Genomic DNA, 9,839 nt, shown 5'->3' on the forward strand with positions numbered 1-9,839 from the left:
CACTGCACAGCTCTGCTACTGGGCCCGCAACGGCCGACTCATCCGCACCGCCCCGAACACCTACAAGATCACCCTCCCCGACAGCTTGACATCGCCAACGGGCCCTTAACTTCGTGGCATTGGTCGATCGACCTCCGGTGCTCATGGACGGCGTGAACGTCGTAGCGCGTGAAGTCACCGGCGATACAGATCAGGCGCGGTCCGCTCCACAACACCTGGGACGCGGCCGTAACCCCGAGCCGGTCGCGGACCAGGTACCGGAAGGCATCTTTGTGGTCCATCAGCCACGCCAGATAGAACAGCCCCTGATGGATCACCCCAGGGTCGGTGCCACGTTTGAACTCGATCACCGTCGGCGCCCCGTTCTCGTCGAGCCCCAGTGAGTCGATCCGCCCACCATGGACAGGACCGGTGCTGTACTCGCTCGCTAGGAAGCGCACGCCCAGCAGCGTCTCCATGTTCGCCTCAACGAGGCCCTGCACATCCGCCTCGACCTCAGCAAGACGCGGCGTGACCTCGGTCATGCCGCTTTGCGTCGTGTGGAACAGCTTCAGGCCCGACACCTTCCCCTCCTCAGCTCGGAGATCAATAACGTCTGGCCCCTACGGATTTGTTTCCGCGAGGGCCTTCGAAGCCGTGAGAAAAGTGTGAGCGCAGGTCGCTCGACGGCGCCCGCAGCTCCTCCGGCCCGCCAACCAGCACGGCCGGAACGCCAAAACGACCGAACCGGGCCGCCCCCACCGGAAAGCGACTGCGGCATCGGCACGACGTCCGAGTCATCTGAGAGCTGGGCAACATAGCCCTAGAACGCCGGTTAGCCAAACCGGGTTTCCTGCGCACCATGGATACCTCGTCGCTTCGCTTGATTCCTCGGCGACGGATAGCCCGTCATGCCGGCAGAGGTCGACCCATTCACCGCGTCAAAAACGCGTAACTACCCCAGGAGCTACCGCGTGAGCCCAGTAACCGCCGATGCGCAAGCCGGGAATACCGCATACAGCCCCATGTGCATCCGTGCCACCTGGGGTGGAACGAGCAGCGTGGCAGATGCCTCCAGAGCCTTCGGGTTCTCTCGCGCAAAGGGCTACGCCCTTGTCCGCCGAGGACAGTTTCCGTGCCGCGTGCTCCAGGTCGGCCGTGGAACGCGCGTAGTCACCGCCTCCCTGCTCCGCGTGCTCGAAAGCGGAGAGCCTGAGTACAACCGGGCCAGCCCCCAAGACTCCCCCGCCCTCACGCTCTCGGATGACGTCGAGGAGCTGGGGTCCATCCCCCCGCGGGCGGGGAGCAGCCGGATCCGCACCTCGGAGGATGCCTAGTGTTCGGTCCATCCCCGCGCGGGCGGGGAGCAGACGCCGTACACCAGCGCCGCGTACCCCAGCCAGGGGGTCCAACTCCGCGCGGGCGGGGAGCAGCAAGACGAGCGCGTACGGCCTCCCCATGAACCCGGGTCCATCCCCGCGTAGACGGGGAGCAGATCATCAGGAACTGGAGGTTCCGTTGCGTGATGGGTCCATCCCCGCGCGGGCGGGGAGCAGTTGACGGCCCTCTCCCACTTGCGGTGATAGAAGGGTCCATCCCCGCCTGCGGGGAGCAGAGCGACCAGAACAGGGGGTACGACTGCTCGTCGGGTCCATCCCCGCGCGGGCGGGGAGCAGGGCACCGGATCCCTGCGGCTCACGAAGTTCGCGGGTCCATCCCCGCGCGGGCGGGGAGCAAGAACCGGCGACGAACCGGTTGCCGTCCGCGTCAGGTCCATCCCCGCGCAGGCGGAGAGCGGCGGCGGATGTCGACCCGACGCGCATAGACGCCGGATCCATCCTCGCGCATGCGGGGAGCAGGTGTGACCGGCAGCATGTGTGCACCCGGACGCGCGGGCGGGGAGCAGTCGGTCCCATTCAGCGCCGGGTTCCAGAGGTAGGGTCCATCCCCGTGCGGGCGGGGAGCAGCCGCGGTACAGCGTCGCTGACAGCTGGTCCCATGATCAAGGGTCCATTCCCGCGCGGGCGGGGAGTAGTGTCGGGAAACACGTTCGCGCACCTGCAAGAAGGGTCCATCCCCGCGCGGGCGGGGAGAAGCGGGTCGTAGGCGGTGCGGATGACCTGGGCGAGGGTCCATACCCGCTCGGGCGGGGAGCAGAGGGTATCGGGCACGTTCGCGGAGACGTACTTGGGTCCATCCCCGCGCGGGCGGGGAACAGTCCTCTAGCCGAAACTGCGCAGGTGCAGGATAGGGCCCATCCCCGCGCGGGCGGGGAGCAGATCTCCACGCTGCCGCTGATCTTGACCTTCGCGGGTCCATCCCCGCGCGAGCGCACCTGCAAGAAGGGTTCCATCCCCGACCGGGCGGGGAGCAGCTGACGGTGTGGGGCACACGTCGCAGGCGGGTTCCAGGGCCAGTTCGTGGCCGGTGGCGGTTCGACGTACCGGTCGCAGGAGGAGGGGCCCGTCCTCCTGCACGCCTGCAGCCGCCGGTCGCTGATGCCGTGGCCGTAATGCGGTTGCCCAGGCCCTGCACCTCCACCGCCGCACGGCCCCGATGGCTTCCCCGTCAGGCGGTGAGGACCACTCACCCCAGACGGGTGTCCCGCGCATGCCGAGATAGCGGACGTTCCGTAGCGTGAAGGGGCGAGGCCGCACCCCGAGGAGGTCTCGTATGTCGCGCCTTCGTCCCGCTTCGCACGCCGACGAAGGCGCGACCCTTTCGCAGCTTCGGCCCTTGGTCTAACCCGATGGAGTGGGCGTCCTCCAAGGCCGCTACAGCAGGCCCTGCCTGGCGCTACTGTCGGTCTGGCGCCACCACGCGGTTCACCCCGGGGGGATCTGTGAACGTCCGTATTGCGGTATCCGCAACGACCATCCTGCTCCTGGCGATGACGGCCTGCTCCCCCGATACCACCGGAGCCAATGGCACCGGCAACCCGGCGCCTCCCACCACCCCGAAGCCAGCCGGCATCACAACAGGCGCTACGCCACACGGCGGTCGCCCGACCGGAACGATCCCGATCGGGGCGGGCCCGCAGAAAAAGTACACCGCGCAGCCGCAGCCAGCCCCAGGCTCATGCCACTACCGCTACACCGCCACGCGGGAACCACTGCCCGATCCGGTATGCACACCGGGCGCGACCAATCCGGCCGTCACACAGGCCACCATCAAGTCCACGATCTGCGTGCCGGGATACACCGCCACGATCCGCCCGCCCTCCTCCGTCACCGCGAAGGAGAAGGCCGGCTCGATCCTGGCCTACGCGTATACCGGCAACCCCCGCGACGACGAATACGACCACTTCCTGTCCCTCGAATTCGGAGGAGACCCCAACGACGCAAGGAACCTGTGGCCAGAGCCACCCTCCCCAGGACACAAGCCAGGAAGCGGGGTGTCGAACCCGAAGGACGCGGTGGAGAACAAGCTCCACACCGCGATCTGCTCCGGCAAGGTGACGCTCACCGCCGCCCAAGAAGCCGTCGTGACGGACTGGACCACCGCGCTAACCACCCTCGGCATCAGCTAACGACACCACTGCCTGGTGCGATCTCACGATCGGATGACGCTGGACAGCAAATCCGCCGTGAGGGAGACGCCTGGCCTCAGGTCTCGTCGCTCTGGAGGCCCACGCCCTCGATGACGTGGGGCGCGTGGCCACCTCGGCGCTGGTCGAAGTCCCATAGATCACTGCGGCGGAAGGCAGGGCGTCGCGGGCGACAACTATTGGATGTTGAGTCCATCGCCGCGCAGGCGGGGGAGTGCCCGGCCGGCCTCGCCTTTCTTGGGTCCATCCCCGCGCAGGCGGGGAGCAGGGCGGCCGGGACAACGGGACCTTCACGCTCCCGGGTCCATCCCCGCGCGGGCGGGGAGCAGACGTTCTCGTTGATCCTGCAGCTCCCGATCGACGGTCCATCCCCGCGCGGGCGGGGAGCAGCCGAACCGGCTGTCGTCCCCGGCCGCGACCGTGGGTCCATCCCCGCGCGGGCGGGGAGCGGTGCGGGCCGGCGCCCGGGTGCCGGTCGAGGATGGGTCCATTCTCGCGTGGGCGGGGAGCAGTCGAGGACTGGGCTGACCCAGGTCTGGGCGTTGGGTCCATCCCCGCGCGGGCGGGGAGCAGGCCGCGGCCGCGCGCGAGAAGATCCGTTTGGTGGGTCCATCCCCGTGCGGGCGAGGAGCAGACCAGGTTCGCGATCTCCTGGGCCTGCACCGCGGGTCCATCCCCGCGCGGGCGGGGAGCAGCAGTCCATGTACGTGGCCCGGTCCGGGTTCGTGGGTCCATCCCCGCGCCGGCGGGGAGCAGACGCACCTGGTGGGTGGCCTCGGCGAACGCCGGGGGTCCATCCCCGCGCGGGGAGCAGGTACGGGCCGCATCCTGGGACCGGACCCGCTCGGGTCCATCCCCGCAGGCGCGGGGAGCAGGGGTCCTTCGCGGAGCCCGAGGAGGCCGACGCGAGTCCATCCCCGCAGGCGCGGGGAGCAGAGCCTGGCCGATGTCCTGGGCGTGTCGCCGGTGGGTCCATCCCCGCAGGCGCGGGGAGCAAAGGACGCCCTCACGAGTCTCCGTCATCGAGGGCGCCTGGTCGGGTCCATCCCCGCGCGGGCGGGGAGCAGACCTGCAGCGCCACCCCCGGCGGCACGGCCTCGGGCCCATGCCCGCGCGGGCGGGGAGCAGACTGCGTGACCTGCGAACTCAGTCTCCATCAGCCCGAATTTTGAGCACTTTCATCGAAGGCGAGGTACCGGGCGGTGAGCTTGTCGAAGCGGGTTGCGATGCAGTTTTGCTCTGTTCCGGAGGAGAGTTGAGGTGCTCAGTCGCCATGGGGCTGTGGAGTCCTACTGTCTGACCCCTTCCTCTTCTGCGCTGGTCTCGTCCTCGATTAGCCCGTAAGGGGGCCGGTCTTCGTTTCGGCTGTAGCGAGCCACCACGTCGCCTTCGGCGATGAGGGGCGGGCTGTTGTCGACGACGATCAGTTGTGCTGCCGTACCTCGCTCCGCGAGCCAGACAGAGAGGTGGTTGTAGAAGTCATCGATGGCGATGGCATCGGCGAATACCGTGTCCAGAGTGCCACCGTGGCCGAGATTCTTCTGAGGACTGTCGATCATGAGGAAACCGGGGTGCGCGGCGCCCGTTTCGACGGCGATCTCGAAGACGGCCAGCTGCCAGGCCAGGGTCAGGAGCGTGCGAGCGCCGGAGGATGCTTCCTGGTAGGGCTCACCGCGTACGAACGGCGTGAGGTCAGGCTTGATGAAGGGCGTGCCGATCTTGGGGTATCGCCACTCCCTCAGAAGTTCCCCGTAGCGGCTACTGATCTTGGCGATGATCCGGTCACGGTCGTGGGTGGCGTCTCCAAGCTGCGTGAGTTCTTCTTTCAGATGGGCGATCTGGGTCTCGTGACGTTCCACCGTGGCGGCCCGCTTAGCGAGTCCTTCGTGGAGCTTCGCTGTGCTTTCGGCCTGGTCGAGGAGGCGAAGTATCTGTTCGCGCCTGCGGTGGAGATCGTCCCGGGCGGCAAGGAAGGGCGATACCGCGGGTGATGTCGCCTCATCCAGGGCGGCAGATGCTTCCTCTTCCAGGATGGCTGTGTCCTCGGCCTGGAGCTTGAGCATGGCCAGTGAGGCGTCGAGGTCCTCAATGTAGGTGGTGATCTCTTTGAGGCGGGCCCTGGTGGACCGGATCTCTGCCGCAACATCCACGCGGTTACCGTCGGCCTGGCGGGCGGTGTCGGCTGCACCCAAGGTCAGCACTCCGTCGGAGCCGGTCAGATCGTGGCTGCATAGACTGCAGCGCCCGCCGACGGTTGTCGGCGGAGCAGGCAGCCGGTTCAGGCATGCCGGGCAGGCGGTGACGTTCAGCGGGTCGAAGAGCTGCTGAGCCTCGCCCAGCATGCCCAGCTTGAGGAGATCGTCCGCGTACTGCGCACGCAAGGGCATCAGCCGGGCGAGCTGAGTCTCGCGATCTCGCAGGATCGCTGCCGCCCCACGGGAGCTCTGAGCGGCCTGCTGATGTTCACGGCGCAGCCGGGCGGCGAAGGCCGTCCCCGCCTGAGCCGTCTGATCCAAGTTCTGGAGCCGGCTCGTGATGTTAGTCAGTTCCTGCTCATAGACGATGGGGGAGATGGCGTCGCCCGACGAGGAGGGGGCTTGTTCCTGGACGAAGGCGCGTGCAGATACGAGTTCGGCTTTGGCATGGCTCAGTCGTCCGCCGAGTTCCCGAATGCGTTGGCCGAGCTCGACGGCGCGGTCGTCGTGGACTCCGAAGACAACGTCGACCACCTGTCGCAGCTTGTGCTTGCGCATGTAGTCGTTCTCGAAGAGGAAGTTCTTGTCCGCCACGCGTTCGTTGGGGAGGAACGCCAGCCACATCAGGTCACGGAAACTGAGCGGGTCCGTACGGGATTCACGACTGGTGGGAGCTTCCCGGAGCTGCACGCCTTCGAGTTTGCAGTGGCTCAAGAGGAGGGTAGACAGGCTCTCTGGTGATCCGGGCGGATCGATCGGCCTGCTCTCGGGTCGAGACATCGATTTGCTGTCGAGTGTTCCGCGACGTACGAAGGCGACCTTTGAAGGCTCGCCGACGGACCGCTCGATCACATGCGATTCACCGGAGAGTTCGACCTCCAGGAGGCAGGAACGGACCTTTCGCAGTACCTCTTGATGACGAGGATGCCGCCTGGCGCCGAACCCGTATGCGATGAATTCGAGCACTGCGGTCTTGCCCGAGCTGAACGCTCCGGCGATCACGGACAGGTTCCGTACCCGCTGCTCGGTCGTGAAGTCGACGTCATAGGTCCGGTCGATCCCGGCCAGCCGGAGGCGACGGATTCGAATGCCGGGAAGCGGCTCCATAGTGATCATCCCTCCCAAGATGTTGCGGGCGCCTGAGGGCCTGGGCCCAGGACACTCATGAGAGCGGCCGCAGGACCATCGTGCCCGTCCGGCCGAAGCCACCGCGCGGTCTGATCCCGAAGGCCCTTGTCGCTCAGCTTGCGAAGTCGGCGCACTACGATGCCAGCCGCAGAACTGAACGAGCTGGCGTAGGTGGCCGTGAACTGCCCGCCGAGCTCCTGCCCAGCCGGCGTGATCGAGTAGGCGAGGGAGCCTCTGCGGTTGTGGACCTGACAACACCCGTAGGCGACCAAGAGCGCCAGGTCGTGCTGGATGCGCTCCCGGCGGCTGGTGAACCGCTGCGACGACGAGGCATAGGCAAGAACCTGCGGGTCGAACCCGGCCAAGCGCAGGAAACTGGCCTCCCTGCCCTCGGAGGGGACCACGAGGAAGGGGTTCGCTGACAGGAAGTCGTAGTAGCCAATGCGCTCCAGGCTCGCGCCGCTCGCATCCTGCTCAGCAACCGCGTCCAGGAGTAGCAACAGTTGAGCGAGCCGGAAAGGCACTTCGTCCTCCGGCATCACTACCGGCCGGCGTGCTTGCACGGCGTGCTCCTCCTTGGTGGGCTAGTGGGACAAGTGGTCATGAGATATCAGTCGTCGGGATGACCGCGTGCGATCTGCCGCCAGTGTCTGACCCAACCGGCCCGTCGGCTGTCGACCAGCCGGTGGACCAACCCCCAGCTGTGCACTACCTCCAGACGCAGAACCTTCGGCAGTTTGTCGTGCTCGCTGCGCACCTCGCGCCAGACCCGCCCGTGGAGCTTGTTGGCGTCCTCGGCCGAGCATTCGTTGAACTGCATCTCCCACACCGCGTGCAGGGTGGCATCAACGGATCTGAGCGCGGCCATCTCCGTAGGCACTGCCTTGTGCGCGATCTCCCGCGCCACCAGATCCGCGTTGAAGAACTGCTGCTTGGCGGAGTCCAACTCGATGTGGCCGGCCTCCGTCATCTGCCGCACGAACAGGGCCGAGTCGAGCGCCGCCGCCTTGTCGTCCTCCACGTCTAAGACCAGCCGAAGCTGCTCCTGGACCAGTGCCACCGGCGCCGCGGTGAATGGCTCGTAGTATGCGCGGCGGACCTGGTCGCCCTCGGGGCTGTGGAGCTTCCTCACGAGCGTGTTCTCGTCCCATAATTCGATGATGATGTCGTGCTCTTTCTCCTGCTTCTTCTTCCAACCGTCCCACCACTGCGCTGCGGGGCCGTCCATGCTCGATGGGATACACAGGATCCAGATCGCGATGGTGTGATCGTTGGCCGCAGCTGCCTTCAGCCCGTTGGCGAGTGACTCACGGATCTGCTGCGACTGGTTGGTCGTGGTGATAGGCATGAAGTACTTGGACTGCCAGACGGTGATGGCGCCCCCGAGGTCGCCAGCGAAGGCATCGATCCCCCAGTCCCCCGGGTTGGCCGCGATCATACGAACGTTCGGATTCGTAGCGCCGGCGAGCTGCCCAAGCATCTTCTCGAAGTCTGCCCGCGCTCCGTCCGCACTCCCGGTGCGCACCTCGTGCATCCCGAAATGGATGGGCGGAACACCAGCCGCCACGGCTATGGAGCTATCCAATCCGGCCACCCCCACCACGCACCGGCAGCTCCAGCATCGACCTTTAGCCGACCGTTACGCTGCAACACACACAGTAACGGGCGCTCAGGTACTCGTCTTGGAATCAACCGATCACGGTCCACGAGGCAGACAGCCGGCTGTTCGTTCGCCGCCGACAAGTTGGACGATGGCCTGAACGCGAGATGGAATGGACTGACGTCGAGCGCCTGGTTCTTGAGGCTGCTGCACACCGCTCAGCCGGCCCCAAGGAGCTGACGACATGAGAAGCGGACGTCCCCAGGGAGGCACCACGCTTCGCTGAAGGCTCCCGACCGCACAGAGATTCAGCGGAGGCGCACCCGCCACGATTGTCACGACATCCACCCCGAGCCCGATGACAACGAATAGGCTCCAGCTCAGATGCGCAGCGCCGCCATCGGCTCGCCGCGCGGGGACTTGGGGTGGGGAGCAACGTGCAGCTGTCGAGGGTTCGTGTCAAAAACTTCAGGAACTTCCGTGACCTAGTAGTAGACCCGTTCCCCACGCCTGCAGTCATCGTCGGCCTTAACGGCGTCGGCAAGAGCAACCTGCTCCACGCGCTTCGCCTGGTGCTCGACCCAGACCTTCCCAACCGGGCACGTCGGCTGCAAGCTGATGATGTCCATGACGGAACTTCGATTCAGCAAGGCGCAACGGTCACAATCGAGGTCGACCTCACCGGGTTCGACAGTGATCCAGATCTACAAGGGACCTTCGACGGTGCTCTCGTCAGTCAAGATGGTGCAGCGCGCGTTGCCCGGTTGACCTACTCCTTCGGACCCAAAGTCCCAATCGGCGCCCTTGGTCGACCGTTGACCGCTGATGATTACTCCTATGACATCTTCGGCGGAGACGATCCTGGGCAGAACATGCGGCATGCGATGGACGTCGTCCCGCTGACCGTCCTCCACGCCCTGCGTGATGCTGAAGGAGACTTCAGGCGAGCCGATCGAAGCCCCCTCACGCGACTCCTCCGCGATCGGCCGCCAGCCTTGGAGACCATCCAGGCCACGCTGACGGCCTTGAAGGTCGCGCGAAGCCAGCTGAACAGCGACGCGAACGTCCAACTACTCGTCTCCGATCTCAGAAGGCGTCTGGACGCACTAGCCGGAACGCAACTCTCACTCGTCCCGTCTCTCGAGTTCGCCGGTCGGGAGGAAGACCTCATCCGGAGCGTTCAGCTACTCACGGATGTTGCAGGAACCCGAGGAATCGATCGCACCTCAACCGGCACCGCCAACGTCGTCTACTTGGCGCTACTTCTAGTGTCCCGAGTCTCAGAAAAGCAATAGAAGTATGCTGAGGTCATGGCACGCATGGGACGACCGACGGTCGAAGTGGTTCTGACGGACGAGGAGCGCGAGACGCTGGCGCGTTGGTCGCGGCG

Annotated in this window: 5 protein-coding genes, 1 pseudogene and 1 CRISPR repeat array; of the genes and pseudogenes, 2 read left to right on the forward strand and 4 right to left on the reverse strand. The window is 66.2% G+C overall.

The window, feature by feature from the left end; all coding sequences use genetic code 11:
• Nucleotides 1-122 precede the first annotated feature (122 nt).
• A pseudogene (locus QMK24_RS39515) lies at nt 123-563 on the reverse strand (PDDEXK family nuclease); the annotation flags it as partial.
• 2,258 nt (nt 564-2,821) lie between these two features.
• Here QMK24_RS39515 and QMK24_RS39520 point away from each other — a divergent pair.
• Nucleotides 2,822-3,508, forward strand: coding sequence for a hypothetical protein (locus tag QMK24_RS39520; RefSeq protein WP_283471737.1), 687 nt, complete (start codon nt 2,822-2,824; stop codon nt 3,506-3,508).
• Between the two features lie 258 nt (nt 3,509-3,766).
• A CRISPR array of direct repeats spans nt 3,767-4,281; the repeat unit is 26 nt; unit sequence GGTCCATCCCCGCGCGGGCGGGGAGC.
• Nucleotides 4,282-4,815: 534 nt separating this feature from the next.
• Here QMK24_RS39520 and QMK24_RS39525 read toward each other — a convergent pair.
• The 3 genes from QMK24_RS39525 to QMK24_RS39535 are packed head-to-tail and all read right to left on the reverse strand — an operon-like array spanning nt 4,816 to nt 8,383.
• Nucleotides 4,816-6,837 carry a DNA recombination protein RecN gene (locus tag QMK24_RS39525; protein ID WP_283471738.1) on the reverse strand — a complete coding sequence of 674 codons (2,022 nt, stop codon included), beginning with the start codon at nt 6,835-6,837 and terminating at the stop codon, nt 4,816-4,818.
• On the reverse strand, nt 6,834-7,412 hold the full coding sequence (locus tag QMK24_RS39530) for an ABC-three component system middle component 2 (protein ID WP_283471739.1): 579 nt from the start codon (nt 7,410-7,412) through the stop codon (nt 6,834-6,836). Before QMK24_RS39530 ends, QMK24_RS39525 begins: the two co-directional genes overlap by 4 nt.
• Nucleotides 7,413-7,459: 47 nt before the next feature.
• Nucleotides 7,460-8,383 carry a serine/threonine protein kinase gene (locus tag QMK24_RS39535; RefSeq protein ID WP_283471740.1) on the reverse strand — a complete coding sequence of 308 codons (924 nt, stop codon included), beginning with the start codon at nt 8,381-8,383 and terminating at the stop codon, nt 7,460-7,462.
• 491 nt (nt 8,384-8,874) lie between these two features.
• On the opposite strand from QMK24_RS39535, the gene QMK24_RS39540 reads away from it, so the two are divergent.
• Entirely contained in the window at nt 8,875-9,744 is an 870-nt protein-coding gene (locus QMK24_RS39540) for an AAA family ATPase (RefSeq protein ID WP_283471741.1), read from the forward strand.
• Nucleotides 9,745-9,839 lie beyond the last annotated feature (95 nt).

This window comes from Streptomyces sp. PH10-H1 (assembly GCF_030063355.1).
In the GTDB taxonomy this organism is placed as follows: Bacteria; Actinomycetota; Actinomycetes; order Streptomycetales; family Streptomycetaceae; genus Actinacidiphila.

Excerpts from the sequence above, each read along its gene's own strand:
- QMK24_RS39525 (WP_283471738.1), bottom strand. The coding sequence starts at position 6,837 with ATGATCACTATGGAGCCGCTTCCCGGCATTCGAATCCGTCGCCTCCGG.
- QMK24_RS39535 (WP_283471740.1), bottom strand. The coding sequence starts at position 8,383 with ATGCACGAGGTGCGCACCGGGAGTGCGGACGGAGCGCGGGCAGACTTC.